The sequence below is a fragment of the Cognatundibacterium curvum genome (assembly GCF_014284235.1).
In the GTDB taxonomy this organism is placed as follows: Bacteria; Pseudomonadota; Gammaproteobacteria; order Burkholderiales; family Burkholderiaceae_D; genus Undibacterium; species Undibacterium curvum.
The window spans coordinates 20,107-37,369 of sequence record NZ_JACOGD010000003.1; the positions used below are offsets into that span (position 1 = coordinate 20,107).

Sequence of the window (17,263 nt, forward strand, 5' to 3'; positions counted from 1 at the left end):
ACCTGAACTTTATTAGATTATTTCATCAAAACAACTTTCCTTGAAGCCGGTTTTAGGAGTAAACTTTAATTCCCTGCCGTGTTCGCCAATGTCATATATTCCTTGAACCATTTATGTGCATAGGCTGCGGAACATAGTTCGATGGGCGTGAGCGTCGCTAGTCCGATGAACCCGAAATTGAACTGACTGTGGCCAACTTGAACCATCAGGTTCAGGATGCCGGCATAGCGGCTCTGGTGGGGACTTATACAGAACGGCTGTCAGCAATGACAGCCGTTTTCTTTTGTATCGCTGATTAAGTATCGCTTAGGCAGCAAGGCGTTGACAGCCTTTGATAGGGAACCCCGTTCCTACCCGTTGTGCGCTGTCTGGATCGCGCTGTGCGACAATATGCTTTTGAGAATTTGCGACAGTCAGGAGAGGATGATGGCGTATTGGTTAATGAAGTCTGAACCCGATGAAGTCAGTATCGATGATGCATTAGCGGCTGGCAGCGTTCCCTGGTTCGGTGTGCGTAATTATCAGGCCAGAAATTTCATGCGTGATCAGATGCAATTGGGCGATGGCGTGCTGTTTTATCACTCCAGTTGCGCTGAGCCTGGTATCGCTGGCATTGCTGAGGTATGCAGCAGCGCCTATCCCGACCATACCCAGTTTGATGCGGCGAGTCATTATTACGATCCGAAATCCACTCAGGAAACACCGTGCTGGATGATGGTCGATGTGCAGGCAATCAGAAAGACCCGCTTGCTGAGTCTGGCTGAAATGCGAACGCACGCTGAGCTGGCGGATATGCTGGTTTTACAAAAAGGCAGCCGCTTGTCAATTACCCCAGTCTCCACCGCAGAATGGCAGGCCGTGTTAGCACTGCTGGATCAACCGTGAGAAAAGCATGACTGCGCAAGAACTGAGTAGTGGCCAAACATTGCCAGCCGCCCGTTTTATTAAGGAAATCGGACGCGGTAAAGACGGTGCACGTGATTTGTCGCGACAGGATGCCTGCAGCTTGTTTACTGCAATGCTGGAGCAGCGCGTCAGCGATTTGGAGTTAGGCGCGATTCTGCTGTCTATGCGTATAAAGGGGGAGTCCATCAACGAACTGGCGGGCTTCATGGATGCTTTAGCGCCAGCCATGCTGAAGCTACAACTGCCACCCGGTCTGACCGCTGCGCCCGTACTGATACCAAGCTATAACGGTGCGCGTAAAAAAGCTAATCTGACGCCGCTGCTGGCGAGCTTGCTGGCGCGCGAAGGTATTCCGGTACTGGTACATGGGATTGCCGAAGATCCTGGTCGTGTGACCAGTGCTGAGATTTTTCAGGCTATGGATTTGCCTCTATGCCTGTCGGCGCAGGAAGTCAGCCAGCGCTTTGCGTCTGGTCTGCCAGCAATGACAGGTTTGGATTGTTTGTCGCCCGCTTTGCATCGGCTGCTGATGCTAAGGCGTATTCTGGGCGTGCGCAATTCTTCTCATACTCTGGTCAAGATGCTGCAGCCCTTCGATATTCCCGCACTGCGCTTGTATTCCTATACCCATCCTGAGTATTTGCAGTCTTTGGGCCATTATTTTTCTACCCATCTGACGTCGACGCAAGGCGAGGTGCTGATGATGCGCGGAACTGAAGGTGAGGCAGTTGCCAACACTGGCCGCGCGCAGCAGATAGACAGATTTGCCCAAGGCGTGCGTGAGACGCTGTTGGAAAAGCAAGAGCTGTTAACTGCTACAGAGCCTGAACTGCCTGAAGACACTGATGCCGCCTCCACCGCAGCCTGGATACTTAAGGTCTTAAATCAGGAATTGCCTGTCCCGGCGAACATCGCAGAGCAAGTCAGACTGTGCGTGAGCATCAGTCGCCGCTTGCATGGGGGGATAGCGAACGCCGTTGAGAATTCATCCCACGGTAAGGCTTAGGCCAATTAAGGCACGCTATTCGTCTGAGTGTGTTTTGTTTTACACAATAAAAAATGCACCGGTTTTAAGGCCAGTGCATTTTTTTGTGCCCGCTCTGTGTAGAGCGGGCTGGACCATCAGGTAATCAGAAATTGACTTTGAACTGGACGCCGTAGTTGCGTGGTTCATTGACGATACCTGTCAGGTTGTTGAAGTCGATTGCTGCGATGACTTGTTGCTTGTTGGTGATGTTACGACCATAAGCAGCCACTTCATATTTGCCATCGTTCCAGATGTAACCGATACGAACACCACCTTCGAGTAAGGATTTCGCCTTGTACTCTTTGGCTTCATACAAGAACATATTGTACGTGTCTTTGTAAGACCAGTCGGTATTAGCATACAGCGTGCCTTCGCCGATTTGTGTGGTGTACTTCAGTGCGAAGTTACCTACCCATTTCGGTGCGCGTGGCAGTGGATTGCCACCGATCAGAACTGTACCGGCAACCGGGCCTTTTGGATTGGTCACGGTACATCCGTTACCGCAAGGAGAAACAAACAAGCCGGAATCTTTAATCTCCGTATCATTGTAGCTGATGCCTACATTTGCCTTCCAGTTGCGGTTGATGTTAGCTTGCAGATCCAGTTCAAAACCCTGACCGGTTGCTTTGTCAGCATTAACCAGGCGGTTTTGGTTAACTGCACCGCTACCTGCTGTCAGCTGCAAATCTTTCGCTGTGTACTGGAATACAGTTGCACTCACACGTGCTGTGTTATCCAGGATGTCTTTCTTGATACCTGCTTCGAAAGACAGATTTTTTTCAGACTGGGCAACAGAGATGGAATCGCCGAACAATACGCGACCCTGGATACTAGGAGCGCGGTAGCCAGTTGCAACGCGCGCAAACACATTGGTTTCTTTATCCAAAGTGTAGCTGCCGCTCAGATCCCAGGTCAGATTGCTGGAGGATGGATTGGCTGTGAACAGTGGAGTGATGCCTACGCCAGGTGCTTTGCCTGGAGTCCAGGTACGTTGTGCGTCAAAATCTTTCTTGTCGCTGGTGTAGCGCAAACCGGCGCGCACTTTAAACTGATCGCTGACAGCATAGTTAATAGTGCCGAATGCTGCGTAAGAAGTTGCATTTTGGTGCTGAACTGCATAACCGTCTTGTACATTGCCGCCGAGAGAGTTGAAGTCAAAGCTGTCGACTTGCAGTTTTTCGTTGAAGTAGTACAGGCCAGCGATCCATTGCAGCTTGTCTTTCGTATTCGATTCAATGCGAACTTCCTGAGTCAATTGCTTCAGATATGGCAGTCCGTCAGCTGTTTCAGCCGGGAATGGAATGAAGCCTGGGCCCATAGGCAATGCGAAGGAAGCACCGTAACCACCGTCAACGTCAGCGCGGCTGTAGAACTTTGCCTTGTCATAGCCAGTGATGGAATGGACTGTGATGCCGTCCAGATCCCAGCGCAGACGTGCGCTTGCGCCGGAGGAAGTCAGCGTTTGCTTGTTCAGGCCATCGGTAGGATAGCTGCCGTAGTCAAAGCCAGGTACCAGCTCATTCGAGCCTTTTTGTATGATGTTAGCGCGGAACAGGGTGGCATTGCCTGACATGTCACGACCATGCAGATTCAGCAAAGCACTGAAATTACCGTTTTTGTACAGGAATTGCAGACGTGCGGCGTTATCGCGGTAGCCTTCCAGGTTTTTCTCACCGGTAGCACGTGGATTGGTCACGCGGTTGTCACGGCTTTGTGCCTGACCGGAGAAGCGCATTGCCCAGTCCTGGTTCAAAGGAATATTGATCGCTCCTTCCAGGTTGACGGCATTGTAGTTGCCATAACCGATGTTGCCATAGCCTTCAAAGCGGCGGCTAGGTTTAGCGGAGTCAAACTTGATCACACCAGCCGGAGAGTTACGGCCGAACAAAGTGCCTTGCGGACCGCGCAGGATCTCTACCTGTTCTACGTCGAATACCGGGAAGCCTTTGAGCATAGGGCTTTCCTGAACCACATCGTCATACACCAGGCCAACAGGCTGCGATGCATTCAGATCGAAATCGGTATTGCCCAGACCGCGGATATAAAAGCGTGGGAAAGAGCGGCCAAAGTCAGATTCAACGTTCAGACTAGGCACGCGCGCTGCCAGGAAACGGATGTCCTGGCCGCTGGCATTGTAGGTGTCGAGCGCATCGCCTTTGATCGCAGAAATCGACATTGGTACTTCTTTGATGTTTTCCGCGCGGCGGTTGGCGGTTACTATCACTGTTTCCAGCTTAGTGCCGTCATTTTTTGCTGCTTCTGGTTTGGCTTCCTGAGCCCAGGCGGCATGCATAGGGAAGGCTGTGGACACAGCCAGCGCGATCAGGGTTTGGGTAGTCCCTTTGTAAAACTGACGCTTGGATTTCGCAGTCATGGGTTTTCCTTGGAAAGTTGATGGGTAATCTGGAATTGCAGAGCTTCAACATGATGCCGTCTTTCTCTGATGCCTTGCACTCAGACAGACACATGGAGCGCATTGCGCAAACGTTTGCGGCCTATGTCCAGCAGTTAACTCTTAGTGCTTGAGCTTCGTCAAGAACATATTATTTCCTTATATGAATACTTAAAGTTATTCTATGAAAATGTTGTGTATATCAAACAAATTAATGGTTAATTGGCAATTGCAGTTATTGAGGTGGGCCTGCCTGGGAATTGCTGTGTTTAAGCGCATGCAGGCTTGTTTTGCGCAACTTTTGCTACAAGTTTAATCCTGTTCAGATGAGTGTTCGTCTGCTATCCGCTACAATCGCGCGTTCTGAGAAACGGAAATGTTATGAATAAACAGGTCGATGTGGTGGTGATCGGTGCCGGTGCCGCCGGAATGATGTGTGCGGCAACTGCCGCTAAGCGCGGCAAGCGTGTGGTGTTAATTGATCATGCAAGTAAGCTGGCAGAGAAAATACGTATCTCTGGTGGTGGGCGCTGTAACTTTACCAATCTGCAGGCCGGTCCGGCTAATTTTCTGTCAGAAAATCCACATTTTTGTAAAAGTGCGCTGTCACGTTACACCCCACAAGACTTTCTTGCTTTATTGCAGCGCTATCGCGTGGCCTGGCATGAAAAGCATAAGGGGCAGTTATTTTGCGATAGCTCGGCGGAGGATATCATTCAAGTCCTCAAGTCGGAATGTGATGCGGCTAAAGTGCAATGGCGTATGCCTTGCAGTGTAAGTGGCGTTGAGCAGCTGCCTGAGCGGGGCTTTTTGGTTAAGACCTCGCAGGGTGAGTTGGTGACTGAATCCGTCGTCATTGCAAGCGGAGGTTTGTCGATTCCGAAAATAGGTGCGACTGATTTTGCACATCAGATTGCGCGTCAGTTTCAATTAAAAATGGTTGAACCCAGACCGGCCTTGGTGCCCTTAACATTTGATGCGCAATCCTGGGCGCCGTTTATTCCTTTGGCGGGTATTTCGCTGGAAGTAGATATCGCGACTGGTGATAAAAAACAGAAAATGCAGTTCCGTGAGGATTTGCTGTTCACCCATCGGGGCTTGTCTGGCCCTGCGGTATTGCAGATATCCAGTTTTTGGCAGCCGGGTACTGCGATCAGAATTAATCTCTTGCCGGAAGTTGATTTGGCAGAAGAGTTGTTAGTTGGAAAAAACAGTAGCAAGAAGAATCTGGTGAATTTTCTCGCGCAGTATTTGCCAGCCCGACTGGCGGATGGATTATTGCAGGCCCATGGATTTGATGGTGCAGCGAAATTGGCGGAGATGCAGGATAAGCGCCTGCGTTTGCTGGGTGAAAAGCTGAATCGCTGGGAATTGATACCAAGCGGATCAGAGGGCTATAAGAAAGCCGAAGTGACACGCGGTGGTGTCGATACCCGTGAACTGTCGCAACAAACGATGATGGTGACTAAGGTGCCGGGCCTGTACTTTATCGGCGAAGCGATGGATGTGACGGGTTGGCTGGGAGGCTACAATTTCCAGTGGGCCTGGGCGTCCGGATTTGCAGCCGGATCGTCGGTCTGAGTCAGTTTGTAATTCTTAAGGTGCCAGCATTCATGCTTTGGTGTACAATGCCGCCTTCAGGGTTAGCTCCGGTCAGACCGGAATTTCAAGAAAATTGGATAGACTCTGAAAGGTTTTGTGGTTTTTGTTGCTACAGAATCTCAAAATTTGCGTAAGATTTAATCAGTATTCTTCCCATTTTTAAGAATTCCTGTTAATATCTCTGTCTTCCTATAATTTTTCCATGGTTTGAACTTAAATGACCACAATTCGCCTTAAAGAAAACGAGCCGTTCGAAGTCGCCATGCGCCGCTTCAAGCGCACTATCGAAAAGACCGGTCTGTTGACCGAATTGCGCGCTCGCGAGTTCTACGAGAAGCCAACTGCAGAGCGTAAGCGTAAGCTGGCTGCCGCAGTTAAGCGTCACTACAAACGCATTCGTAGTCAGCAATTGCCTAAGAAGATGTACTAATCCTGATTGGTGTCTGGTTATGCCAGGTGCTTTCAGAGTTGTATAGCTTAGGTTTGCATGCCCGCTCCGGTAAGCCGCAGCGGGCTTTGTTGTTTTTATCTGATTCAGTATTCAGGGGTAAGTAATGAGCTTAAAAGACCAAATCACCGACGACATGAAAGCAGCAATGCGCGCTAAAGAAGCAAGTAAGCTGGCGACGATACGTCTGCTGACTGCGGCAATGAAGCAAAAAGAAGTCGATGAGCGGGTTGAGCTGGATGATGGCATGGTGTTGGCCATCATAGAAAAAATGATCAAGCAGCGTAAGGACTCGGTTCAGCAGTTTGAAGCTGGCGGACGTCAGGATCTGGCAGATATTGAAAAAGCGGAAATCGAAGTGCTGGCGACTTACATGCCTGCGGCTTTGTCCGATGAAGAAGTGCAGGCTGCGGTGAATGCTGCGGTCGCTGAAACAGGTGCTGCCGGCCCTCAGGATATGCGCAAAGTCATCGATGTGTTGAAGCAGAAGCTGGCTGGCCGCGCAGATATGGGTAAAGTATCCGGTCTGGTCAAAGCTGCCTTGTCTAAATAATTGAATACGAATGCCGGACCTTCCGGCTGTATGCATTGATACCGCAAAGTTTTATTCAGGATCTGCTTGCCCGCGTTGATATTGTCGACGTGGTGGGTAAGTACGTTCAGTTGAAAAAAGGTGGCGCAAACTACATGGGTTTGTGTCCCTTCCATAACGAAAAATCTCCCAGCTTTACCGTCAGTCCGACCAAGCAGTTCTATCATTGCTTTGGTTGTGGCGCACATGGCAGTTCCATCGGTTTTTTGATGGAATATTCCGGACTCAGCTATGTCGATGCGATACGCGATCTGGCGCAAAGCCAGGGGCTCGTGGTGCCGGAAGAAGATCGCATGCTGCCAGCTCAGCGCGCAGAAGTGCAGGCTAAAAGTCTGGCATTATCCGAAGTAATGACTAAAGCTGGTGAATATTACAAGCAGCAATTACGTCATGCACCGCCAGCGATCGCTTACCTCAAGAAGCGTGGCCTGACGGGCGAAATTGCGGCCCGTTTCGCGCTGGGTTTTGCGCCTGATGCCTGGGATAGTCTGCGCAGTGTGTATCCGGATTATGCGGCGCCGGAACTGGTTGAAGCTGGGCTGGTCATCGATAAAAGCGATGAGGAAGGTGCAGGACGCAAGCGTTATGACCGTTTCCGTGATCGCGTGATGTTCCCGATTCGTAATACCAAAGGCCAGATTATTGGTTTTGGTGGTCGCATCATGGAGCAGGGCGAACCCAAATATCTGAATTCCCCTGAGACCCCGCTGTTTCAAAAAGGTTTTGAGTTATACGGACTGTTTGAAGCCAGACAGGCTATCCGCGACGCTGGCTATGTGCTGGTGACGGAGGGCTATATGGACGTGGTGGCGCTGGCACAAATGGGTTTTCCGCAAGCGGTTGCCACATTGGGAACGGCTTGTACGCCGACCCATGTGCAAAAACTGTTACGGCAGACAGATCATGTGATCTTCAGTTTTGATGGCGATGCAGCAGGGCGCCGGGCGGCACGGCGTGCGCTGGAAGCCTGTCTGCCGCATGCGAATGATGATAAATTTATCAAGTTCCTGTTTTTGCCGCCTGAACATGATCCGGATAGCTATATCCGCGAATTTGGTGCAGATGCATTTGAGCAGCAGGTGCGTGATGCGATGCCTTTGTCGCAGTTTTTTATGCGTGAAGTGATCGGTGTTAATGACCTCAATTCGGCAGAGGGCCGCGCTAAGACGCAGTTTGATGCCAAGCCTTTGCTACAGGCGATGCAGGCCTCGGGATTGCGCTTGCAGATAGTTCGCAACCTCGCGCAACAGACCATGACAGCACCGGCAGAGATCGAAGCTTTGTTTGAGCTGAGTCAGCCGGTCGCCAGGGTTAAGTTAGCGCCTCCACGCACTAAGCGTAGTGCTCCGGTTGGCCTGGAGCGCCAGATTATGCGTATTTTGGTCGCGTATCCTGCCTTGGCCGTTTATGTTGATGAGCATGTGTTGCAAGACGCCGCCTTATTAGCACCGGATGGTGCAGCTATGCTCAAAGAATTGGTACAGGTTTGCATGTCGCTGGGCGAAAATGCGCAATTCGTTGCGCTTGCTGAGCAATTGCGGGGAACGGGATCGGATTTTGATGGTCTGATTGCTGAAGTTGCCGAGCAGACGGATACTGAGCCTGAACTGGTCAGACTTGAATTATTGGGGGCTGTGCGCCAGATACGTACCCAGGCACTCAAGGTAGAGGCGGAGCGCTTGGTTGCTGCTGGTTTGCATGGTGAGCAGGAAAAGAATCGTTGGCGGGATATTATGTTGGCACTAGATCAATTGCGTAAGCAGGCGATTTCCGAGGCAGCTAACCGTCAATAAGAATTTTTCGAGCTCCATTTGTTTTTTGCGCGTCTTTTTTGTATAAATGCTTATCGCCTTAGAAATAGGTTAAATGAAAGCTTTGCCTATTTTTTTATCAGTTCTGGGCTGTCGCAGACCTGGTCAGGCTAGAGAATGTGATGTCCGCGTGGTATAATTAAAAGCTTTCGATTCAAGGTCTTAGGTTGTTTCATTCTGCAAATTTTGATGTTTTTCTGTGCAGAATGTGTTGTTTAGGTGAGCAGATGCTCCTCCGAGTAACCCAAAACGCTGGCGCTGAGACTCGGGAAGTCTGAAACAAAATGAGGTGCAGGGCTTGCAGATGCAGAGTCTGTAAGCTGTTCTTCCTTTTGTATGAGAGGTATAGACAGACGACTTCCTCAGTACCGGATGGTTTGATTCAATGGCTAACGCAATGAAGAAACCCGCGAAAACCCTGATGCCGACAACGGTAAAAAAAACAGCGGCTAAGGCGTCTGTGAAAGATGCCAGCGATGTACCCGTAAAAAAAGCAGCACGCCCATCAGCTGCAGCTAAAGCAGTCAGTGTCAGTGCAAAAGCGCAGACGAAAACGGCAGCCAGTGCGGCTGCACGAGTTGCCTTAAAAAATGATGCCCCTCAACATGATCCTAAGCTCAAAGCTGCAGAGAAAAAAGGGGTTGCGAAAGACGTGAAAGCGCCTAAAGTGAAATCTGCCGTAGCAGTGACTGCGGCAGCTAAAGTCACTGAAAAAGCCAGTCCGAAAAAGTCTATGACCGAATCAGCAAAATCGACTTCAGCAAAGAAAGCGCCTGTGAAAGAAGTTAGCACCAAGCCATCCTCCAAATCCAAGAAAGCCGATGTGGCTGCAGAGAATCTGGAATCCCTTGCCCCTAAAAAGCGTAAAGCAACTGCCGTAGCCAAGGCTGAAGCCGCTGCGCCGGAAGCGCCGGCTGTTGTCGAAAAAGCTGAAGCGAAAGCAGCGCCAAAATCTGCGCGCAAGCCGGCAAAAGCAGTGCCTGAGGTTCAGGAAATTAAAACCGGATCAGCACCTGCCGTCAGCCAGACTACCGATGCTGCTTTGCTCGCGACGATAGACACGTCGGGCTATGTTTTGCCTGGTGTGAAAGTGCCTGGGCGCCGTGGTCGCAAACCTAAAGAATACCAGCCTGAAAACGAAGAAATTGCAGCTCTGAACGCGGTTGAACGCGCGGAGATGAAAGCCATTGATAAGGCGAAAGCAAAAGACCGTAAGGCGAAAGAAAAAGCATTGTTGAAAGATGCGTTCTCTTCTGATCCAGAGGCGACAGAAGAAGAACTGGAACGCCGCCGTCAGAAATTAAAAACCCTGATCAAACTGGGTAAAGACCGCGGCTATCTGACCTTTGCAGAAATTAACGATCACTTGCCGGAAAACGTGGTTGATCCGGAAGCGATTGAAGGCATTATCGGCACCTTCAACGACATGGGTGTTGCGGTGTACGAGCAGGCTCCCGACGCGGAAACCCTGTTGTTGTCTGATAATGTAGTAACAGTCACCACAGACGACGATGAAGTCGAGGCAGCTGCTGAAGCCGCCTTGTCGACGGTTGATTCCGATTTCGGTCGCACCACCGATCCGGTTCGCATGTATATGCGTGAAATGGGTTCGGTTGAGTTGCTGACCCGCGAAGGTGAGATCGTCATCGCGAAGAAAATCGAAGAAGGTCTGAAAGACATGATACAGGCGATTTCCGCCTGTCCGACCACGATCGCCGAGATTCTGGCTGCTGCCGACAGGATTGCGGCAGATGAAATCAAGATTGATGAAATCGTTGACGGTTTAGTTGATCCGAATGCTGTAGAAGATGCGCCGGCGGTTGCGGTGGCTGCGCCTTCCGATGAAGACTCTGATGAAGAGGAAGAAGAGGAAGAAGAGGAAGAAGAGGAAGAGGAAGACGGTGGTGCCGCAGGTGCTGCAGCGATTTCTTCCGAGCAGCTCGAGCAGATGAAGCGTGATGCGCTGGCTAAGTTTGAGATTATTGCGACCAACTTTGAAAAAATGCGCAAATCTTACGAAAAAGAGGGTTATAACTCGAAGTCGTATGTAAAAGCGCAGGAAGCAATTTCGAATGAATTGCTGGGTATACGCTTCACGGCAAAAGTCGTTGAGAAGCTGTGTGACACTTTGCGTGGTCAGGTCGACGAAGTGCGTCACATCGAGAAGCAAATTCTGGAAGTGGCAGTTAATCGTTGCGGTATGCCACGCTCGCATTTCATCAAAGTTTTCCCGGGTAATGAAACCAATTTATCCTGGGTCGAAGGTGAAGTGAATTCTGGTCATTCCTATAGCGCTATCCTCGGCCGTAATGTACCCGCTGTGCAGCAGTTGCAGCAAAAACTGATCGATCTGCAGGCACGTGTAGTATTGCCTTTGGCTGATCTGCGCAATATCAATAAGCGCATGTCTGCCGGTGAAATGAAGGCACGTAAAGCGAAGCGTGAAATGACTGAGGCTAACTTGCGTCTGGTGATTTCTATCGCTAAAAAATATACTAACCGTGGCTTGCAATTCCTGGATCTGATTCAGGAAGGGAATATTGGTTTGATGAAAGCCGTCGATAAATTTGAATACCGTCGCGGTTATAAATTCTCGACCTATGCAACCTGGTGGATACGTCAGGCGATTACCCGCTCTATCGCAGATCAGGCGCGTACTATCCGTATTCCGGTACATATGATAGAGACGATCAATAAAATGAATCGTATCTCGCGTCAGATTTTGCAGGAAACCGGTGTTGAGCCGGATCCGGCTACGCTGGCGATCAAAATGGAAATGCCGGAAGATAAAATCCGCAAAATCATGAAGATCGCTAAAGAGCCGATTTCCATGGAAACACCGATCGGTGACGATGATGATTCCCATCTGGGCGACTTCATTGAAGACAATCACACCCTGGCGCCAGCCGACGCAGCTTTGCATGCATCGATGCGAAATGTGGTCAAGGATGTGTTGGATTCATTGACGCCACGTGAAGCTAAAGTGCTGCGCATGCGCTTTGGTGTTGAAATGTCGACCGATCACACGCTGGAAGAAGTTGGTAAACAATTTGACGTGACACGTGAACGTATTCGTCAGATAGAAGCAAAAGCTTTGAGAAAATTACGTCATCCATCGCGTTCTGATAAGCTCAAGAGCTTCCTAGAAGGTAATTAATCGTATATAATGGGCGCTGATTTTTTTCGGTGCCCGTTTAATATGTTGTGCTGAGTTTTCAGTACAATATTTGCAGGCGGCAGCATCTGGCTTTACCTGCAAATCCTGAAGTCCTTTTCCAAACCTGGATTAACCTCAGATTACAGCAGGCATTGCTTGCAGAAAGAATTGGGCCTCTAGCTCATGCTGGTTAGAGCAGCGGACTCATAATCCGTTGGTACCGTGTTCGACTCACGGGAGGCCCACCATTTATCATGACCGATACGAAGTCCCAGACCCCATCCCCCACAGATCAAACAGCGGCACAAGTCCGGTTTGAAGATTTTGGCTTGTCGCCAGATATTTTGCGTGCATTGACCGAGCAAGGCTATGTGCATCCTACCCCGATTCAGGCACAGGCGATTCCTGTAGTACTGCAAGGTAAAGATGTCATGGGCGCTGCTCAGACTGGTACTGGTAAAACAGCCGGTTTTTCCTTGCCTATTATCCAGCGTTTGCTGGCGCATGCGAACTCCAGTGCCTCACCTGCGCGTCATCCGGTACGAGCATTGATTTTGACACCGACCCGTGAACTGGCGGATCAGGTGGCTGAAAATGTGAAAGCGTATTCCCGCTTCACGCCTTTGCGTTCTACTGTGGTGTTTGGCGGGGTCGACATGAATCCGCAAACGGCTGCATTAAGGGCAGGCGTGGAAATTGTGATCGCAACGCCGGGACGTTTGCTTGATCACGTTCAGCAAAAAACGATCAACTTGTCACAGACCCAGATACTGGTGATGGATGAGGCGGATCGTATGCTGGATATGGGATTCTTGCCTGACCTGCAGCGTATCATCAACCTGTTGCCAAAACAGCGGCAGAATCTGATGTTTTCTGCGACGTTCTCGCCTGAGATCAAAAAACTCGCAGCGAGCTTCCTGAATCAGCCGCAAACTATCGAGGTCGCACGCAGCAATGCGACCTCCGATAATGTGACGCAGATACTGTATAAAGTCTCAGAGGAAGAAAAGCGTGATGCGGTTTCTTTCATTATTCGTGAGCGCGGCCTGAAGCAGGTTATCGTATTCTCTAATACGAAGATAGGCGCTTCACGTCTGGCGGTTCATCTGGTGAAGCAGGGTGTCAAGGCAGCCGCAATTCATGGCGATAAATCGCAGAATGAGCGCATGGTGGCGCTGGAAGATTTCAAGCGCGGAGAGGTTGAAGTGCTGGTCGCAACCGATGTGGCTGCGCGCGGACTGGATATCTCTGAAATGCCATGCGTGATCAACTTTGATTTGCCTTACAACGCCGAAGACTATGTGCATCGTATTGGCCGTACCGGTCGTGCCGGTGCCAAAGGGGATGCGATTTCTTTGCATACCGATCAGGACGAACGTTTGCTGGTCGATATAGAAAAGCTCATCAAACAGAAAATCGTACGTTTGCAATTATCCGGATTTGTTGCGACTTCAGTGCATACTGAGCGTACCAAGCCAGCGCGCGAACGCTTTGATGCGGGTAGCAGACACGAATCTGGCAGCAGACATGATGCGCGTCCAGCCAGAGGTTATCAGCCACCGCGTGAAAAAGTAGACCCGTGGTTCCTGAAGCCCTACACACCAAGTACAACAGCGTCGCTGCCGGTGGCAACTGCGCAGGCGGAAGAAGTCAGCGCAGCTAAGCCTCAGAAGCGGGCGGCGTTATTGGGTGGCTTACTCAAAGCCCGCTCTTAAGAAGGTGCTGGTCGCGCTTTTTATGCTGTGACCAATAGTAAAAAAGGAGCTGCGTAGGCACAGCTCCTTTTTTTATTTCTGGCGCCGCATGTAGCCGGTCAGAGGTGACCGGCTCCGGGCTTACACCAAATTCAGATTCACTTCCACATTACCACGCGTCGCATTGGAATATGGGCAGACTTCATGCGCCTGGTGTATCAATGCTTCTGCCGCTTCTTTCTCCATGCCAGGTAAGGAGATATTCAGCGTGACGGCGATACCAAAACCACCTTTTCCATTTGGACCTATGCCGACCAGTCCATTCACGGAGACATCTGCTGGCAATGCTTTTTTCTGGCTGGCCGCAACGAATTTCATTGCGCCGATAAAGCAGGCAGAATAACCCGCTGCGAATAATTGTTCAGGATTCGTGCCTGCACCACCAGCGCCACCCAGCTCTTTTGGTGTCGTCAGTTTCACATCCAGTTGTTGGTCGTCAGAAGTGGCGCGGCCATCACGACCACCGGTTGCAGTTGCATTTGCTGTGTAAAGAATTTGCATGATCAGTTTCCTTTAAATAGTTGGGGGGGGGGGGCAGAACAGGAGCGGTGGTCTGCAAGTTTCTGTCAGCAGGCTAGTGCTCCAATGAATAAATTATAGTTCGCAATTGAATTGCGCGCAATCTAATTGTTCATTGTATATTCCTATGCTTACGATAGATTCTTACTAAATGTGCGGTTGTTTGCCAGCAGCGCCGACTGCTGGCAAATAAAAAATGTGCTGAATTGCCGCTGGCTATACTTCCTGTTGCTGATGTAATTCATCGCGTAAGCCGCTTAACTGCTGCCTGAGCGCCATCAGGCTGTCCAGATTTTGCCCACTGGCACACATGATTTTTTCCGGTATGCTGCGCGCAAGCTTGCGCAATGCTTTACCATCCTGCGTCAGCAGGATCCTGACCTGACGTTCATCTTCTTTGTCGCGCTGGCGTAGCAGCAGGCCAGCTGTTTCCAGCCGTTTTAATAAGGGTGTCAGTGTGCCTGAATCCAGAAACAGCGCGTGCCCTATGTCCTTCACCAGAATATGATCTTTTTCCCACAGCACCAGCATCACCAGATACTGCGGATAAGTCAGTCCTATCTCATCAAGCAAAGGTTTGTAGGTCTTGGTCAGTGCAAGCGAGGCTGAGTACAGTGCAAAGCAAAATTGCTTGTCGAGTGCCAGTAAGTCCTGGCCGGAGTCAATTGTATCGTTCATATCAGTCTGAGCGGTAAGCGCTGGGTAAGTAGGTGGCGGCGTGGCTATCTGCAGCGGGGTTAGCCATTCGGAGCAGCCTTTACAGCAGGATAATAATCAATAATCCCGGCGATGTCCTGCCTGTCGTGAAATTGAGCAATAGCGGGGCGCGGTATAATGGCGGGATACAGATTAATTTTACCGGGGCAGACCGTGACTTTTATTGAAAATCTCAACGCCGTATGGCAACAAAATAACTCCTTACTGTGCGTAGGCCTGGACCCGGACATCAGTCGTTTCCCCGCTGAATTTGCTGGCAAGCCAGATGCGATTTTCCAGTTTTCCAAAGCCATCATCGATGCTACCGCAGATCTGGCTTGTTCATTTAAACCACAGATCGCCTACTTTGCTGCCTTATCAGCAGAAGATCAGTTGTTGGATATTTGTCGCTATATCCGCCAGACTTACCCCCATATTCCCGTGATCCTGGATGCGAAGCGCGGTGATATCGGTGCGACAGCAGAGCAGTACGCGCGTGAAGCGTTTGAACGCTACGGTGCCGACGCGGTTACCGTGAATCCTTACATGGGTTTTGATTCAGTCGCGCCTTATATGGAATGGAAAGATAAAGGATGCATCGTGTTGTGCCGCACTTCCAATGCCGGCGGTTCAGATCTGCAATTCCTTGAAGTGAATGGCAGACCTTTGTATCAGCATGTGGCGCAACTGGTCGCAGAACGCTGGAATCTGAACGGACAGGCTGCACTGGTAGTAGGCGCGACCTTCCCGAACGAACTGGCGGAAGTCCGTAAAATCGTCGGCGATATGCCTTTACTGGTTCCCGGTATCGGTGCGCAGGGTGGCGATATCGTCGCGACTGTGACAGCCGGGCAGACAGCGAATGGCGGCGGCATGATGATTAACTCTTCACGTGCAATTCTGTACGCCAAACCCGTGGCTGACGAGGGCTTTGCCGCTGCCGCACGCCGGGTCGCCCTGGAAACCCGTGATGCAATTAATCTGCATCGCGTTTCGGCCTGATCTGATTAGTCTGGTTGACCCAGACGCGCAGGTGCCTGGCGGCTTTTTCTCACATTGAAGAGCGTCAGCGCACCCAGCAGTTTGAGCAAAACAAACAACACAAACAAGCTTAATGCCAAAGGCAACACGCTGATGAAAATCGCCAGCGCCAGACAGGTGACCAGCAGATGTGGCAATGGAGTGCGCTCCAAAGAACGCAGGCCGCTGCGTATCAGATAAGCAAACTCTTCCAAACATTGCTTGAAGAACAGATAGATGTTGTCGCGATTGTTTGTATTCATGATTTTCTCCCCGGAAACCGTTAAGATAGATAAAACTGGCAGAGCGCATGGTTAATCACATTGAGTCTGGCCTGCGTTCTTCAGTTATTAGCTTAAGGTCGTCCTTGAGCTGGCACCAGCAGTTTGCGATCAATGGTCGAAAATGCCAACCAAAGCGTCATCTGCTGCGACGGATGCCTCTCATCGCCGGGTAAGGAAAGCGCATCATGGAAAAAAACGCAGAATTCACATTTCTGGAAGACTTTACAGCGGAGTTGTCGGCGAAAAAGCTGGTGTTCCCTACTTCGCTTGGCGCCACCATGAAAATACGCAAGGCGCTCAGCCAGCCGGATATTTCCAATGATCAGGTAGCCAGGATTATTGGTGCTGAACCGGTGCTATCTGCTAAGGTTTTACATTTGAGTAATACAGCCAGCTTCAATCCTTCTGGCCGTCAGGTCACGGATTTACGCTCAGCCACGTTATTGCTGGGATTTGCGGCCGTCAGAAATATCGCGATTTCTGTCGGTATGAAACAGCTCGCTGAAAATAAATACAAAGGCGGCTTTTCGGTGCAAATGGATGGTTTATGGCGGCGCAGCCTGCGTGTGGCTGCGCTGGCGATGGTAGTCGCCAGAAACAAGACTCGTATGAGCCCGGATAAGGCCATGCTTGCTGGCCTGCTGCATGATATCGGGAAATTCTACATTCTTAACCGGGCCCATCAATACCAGGATATTTTTAACTCAGAAGCCGTGCTATGGAATCTGATCGATGACTGGAATGCGAGTATAGGCGCGGCCATACTCGAAGATTGGGAAGTCCCGGACGAAATCCGCGATGCGGTCGTGAATTTCAAACATTATCAGGCTGCACCCCAACATAAAATCAGCCTGACCGATGTGCTCACAACGGCTGATTTTCTGGATGCGGTATTTGTGCATAATCAGCCGGAACAATTGGACTGGAGCCAGGTTCCGGCCAGCCTGCAGCGCCTGCATATTGATGCGGATAATCTTCCGGCACTGATGCTGGAGACGAAAACCGAGCTCAGCATAGTGCTGCATGCAATTCAATAAAACTGCTACGCATCGGAC

14 protein-coding genes, 1 tRNA gene and 1 other RNA gene are annotated in these 17,263 nt (G+C 50.4%); 12 read left to right on the forward strand and 4 right to left on the reverse strand.

The genetic code is table 11. From position 1 onward, the window contains the following. Positions 1-67 precede the first annotated feature (67 nt). From ssrS to ybiB, 3 genes are all read left to right on the forward strand, one after another. Positions 68-247, forward strand: a non-coding RNA gene (gene ssrS / locus H8K43_RS06250) — 6S RNA. A 179-nt stretch (positions 248-426) separates the two neighbouring features. Further along, positions 427-885: an EVE domain-containing protein gene (locus H8K43_RS06255; RefSeq protein ID WP_186903054.1), complete on the forward strand. Its 459-nt coding sequence runs from the start codon at positions 427-429 to the stop codon at positions 883-885. A 7-nt stretch (positions 886-892) separates the two neighbouring features. Beyond that, positions 893-1,912: a DNA-binding protein YbiB gene (gene ybiB / locus H8K43_RS06260; RefSeq protein WP_186903055.1), complete on the forward strand. Its 1,020-nt coding sequence runs from the start codon at positions 893-895 to the stop codon at positions 1,910-1,912. A gap of 124 nt (positions 1,913-2,036) precedes the next feature. Here the strand turns inward: ybiB and H8K43_RS06265 are convergent, their stop codons facing one another. After that, the gene (locus tag H8K43_RS06265; RefSeq protein ID WP_186903056.1) at positions 2,037-4,307 is read right to left on the reverse strand and encodes a TonB-dependent receptor; all 2,271 of its coding nucleotides are present in this window, start codon (positions 4,305-4,307) and stop codon (positions 2,037-2,039) included. A 399-nt stretch (positions 4,308-4,706) separates the two neighbouring features. Between H8K43_RS06265 and H8K43_RS06270 the strand changes: the two genes are divergently transcribed. The 7 genes from H8K43_RS06270 (at position 4,707) to H8K43_RS06300 (ending at position 13,650) form a co-directional block, all read left to right on the forward strand. Beyond that, the gene (locus tag H8K43_RS06270) at positions 4,707-5,906 is read left to right on the forward strand and encodes a BaiN/RdsA family NAD(P)/FAD-dependent oxidoreductase (protein ID WP_186903057.1); all 1,200 of its coding nucleotides are present in this window, start codon (positions 4,707-4,709) and stop codon (positions 5,904-5,906) included. Positions 5,907-6,144: 238 nt separating this feature from the next. Continuing rightward, positions 6,145-6,357 carry a 30S ribosomal protein S21 gene (gene rpsU / locus H8K43_RS06275; protein WP_005877634.1) on the forward strand — a complete coding sequence of 71 codons (213 nt, stop codon included), beginning with the start codon at positions 6,145-6,147 and terminating at the stop codon, positions 6,355-6,357. A 124-nt stretch (positions 6,358-6,481) separates the two neighbouring features. Beyond that, positions 6,482-6,928, forward strand: a complete 447-nt coding sequence (locus tag H8K43_RS06280) for a GatB/YqeY domain-containing protein (protein ID WP_162019957.1) — start codon at positions 6,482-6,484, stop codon at positions 6,926-6,928. A gap of 35 nt (positions 6,929-6,963) precedes the next feature. Then, positions 6,964-8,760, forward strand: a complete 1,797-nt coding sequence (dnaG, locus tag H8K43_RS06285; RefSeq protein WP_186903058.1) for a DNA primase — start codon at positions 6,964-6,966, stop codon at positions 8,758-8,760. 751 nt (positions 8,761-9,511) lie between these two features. After that, positions 9,512-11,935, forward strand: a complete 2,424-nt coding sequence (gene rpoD / locus H8K43_RS06290; protein ID WP_222610992.1) for an RNA polymerase sigma factor RpoD — start codon at positions 9,512-9,514, stop codon at positions 11,933-11,935. Positions 11,936-12,105: 170 nt separating this feature from the next. Beyond that, positions 12,106-12,183 (forward strand) — tRNA-Ile (locus H8K43_RS06295). 6 nt (positions 12,184-12,189) lie between these two features. Continuing rightward, a complete protein-coding gene (locus H8K43_RS06300; protein WP_186903059.1) occupies positions 12,190-13,650 on the forward strand; it encodes a DEAD/DEAH box helicase in 1,461 nt (486 codons plus the stop codon). Positions 13,651-13,770: 120 nt separating this feature from the next. Here the strand turns inward: H8K43_RS06300 and H8K43_RS06305 are convergent, their stop codons facing one another. Then, the gene (locus tag H8K43_RS06305) at positions 13,771-14,190 is read right to left on the reverse strand and encodes an organic hydroperoxide resistance protein (RefSeq protein ID WP_186903060.1); all 420 of its coding nucleotides are present in this window, start codon (positions 14,188-14,190) and stop codon (positions 13,771-13,773) included. Positions 14,191-14,424: 234 nt separating this feature from the next. Beyond that, entirely contained in the window at positions 14,425-14,886 is a 462-nt protein-coding gene (locus tag H8K43_RS06310; protein ID WP_186903061.1) for a MarR family winged helix-turn-helix transcriptional regulator, read from the reverse strand. A gap of 192 nt (positions 14,887-15,078) precedes the next feature. Here H8K43_RS06310 and pyrF point away from each other — a divergent pair, with 192 nt between their 5' ends. After that, positions 15,079-15,906, forward strand: a complete 828-nt coding sequence (pyrF, locus tag H8K43_RS06315) for an orotidine-5'-phosphate decarboxylase (RefSeq protein ID WP_186903062.1) — start codon at positions 15,079-15,081, stop codon at positions 15,904-15,906. A 5-nt stretch (positions 15,907-15,911) separates the two neighbouring features. Here the strand turns inward: pyrF and H8K43_RS06320 are convergent, their stop codons facing one another. Continuing rightward, the gene (locus H8K43_RS06320) at positions 15,912-16,187 is read right to left on the reverse strand and encodes a hypothetical protein (protein WP_186903063.1); all 276 of its coding nucleotides are present in this window, start codon (positions 16,185-16,187) and stop codon (positions 15,912-15,914) included. A gap of 206 nt (positions 16,188-16,393) precedes the next feature. Between H8K43_RS06320 and H8K43_RS06325 the strand changes: the two genes are divergently transcribed. Next, positions 16,394-17,245, forward strand: coding sequence for an HDOD domain-containing protein (locus H8K43_RS06325; protein ID WP_186903064.1), 852 nt, complete (start codon positions 16,394-16,396; stop codon positions 17,243-17,245). Positions 17,246-17,263: the final 18 nt, after the last annotated feature.

Excerpts from the sequence above, each read along its gene's own strand:
- H8K43_RS06255 (WP_186903054.1), top strand. The coding sequence starts at position 427 with ATGGCGTATTGGTTAATGAAGTCTGAACCCGATGAAGTCAGTATCGAT.
- ybiB (WP_186903055.1), top strand. The coding sequence starts at position 893 with ATGACTGCGCAAGAACTGAGTAGTGGCCAAACATTGCCAGCCGCCCGT.
- H8K43_RS06265 (WP_186903056.1), bottom strand. The coding sequence starts at position 4,307 with ATGACTGCGAAATCCAAGCGTCAGTTTTACAAAGGGACTACCCAAACC.
- H8K43_RS06270 (WP_186903057.1), top strand. The coding sequence starts at position 4,707 with ATGAATAAACAGGTCGATGTGGTGGTGATCGGTGCCGGTGCCGCCGGA.
- rpsU (WP_005877634.1), top strand. The coding sequence starts at position 6,145 with ATGACCACAATTCGCCTTAAAGAAAACGAGCCGTTCGAAGTCGCCATG.
- H8K43_RS06280 (WP_162019957.1), top strand. The coding sequence starts at position 6,482 with ATGAGCTTAAAAGACCAAATCACCGACGACATGAAAGCAGCAATGCGC.
- rpoD (WP_222610992.1), top strand. The coding sequence starts at position 9,512 with ATGACCGAATCAGCAAAATCGACTTCAGCAAAGAAAGCGCCTGTGAAA.
- H8K43_RS06300 (WP_186903059.1), top strand. The coding sequence starts at position 12,190 with ATGACCGATACGAAGTCCCAGACCCCATCCCCCACAGATCAAACAGCG.
- H8K43_RS06305 (WP_186903060.1), bottom strand. The coding sequence starts at position 14,190 with ATGCAAATTCTTTACACAGCAAATGCAACTGCAACCGGTGGTCGTGAT.
- H8K43_RS06310 (WP_186903061.1), bottom strand. The coding sequence starts at position 14,886 with ATGAACGATACAATTGACTCCGGCCAGGACTTACTGGCACTCGACAAG.
- H8K43_RS06320 (WP_186903063.1), bottom strand. The coding sequence starts at position 16,187 with ATGAATACAAACAATCGCGACAACATCTATCTGTTCTTCAAGCAATGT.
- H8K43_RS06325 (WP_186903064.1), top strand. The coding sequence starts at position 16,394 with ATGGAAAAAAACGCAGAATTCACATTTCTGGAAGACTTTACAGCGGAG.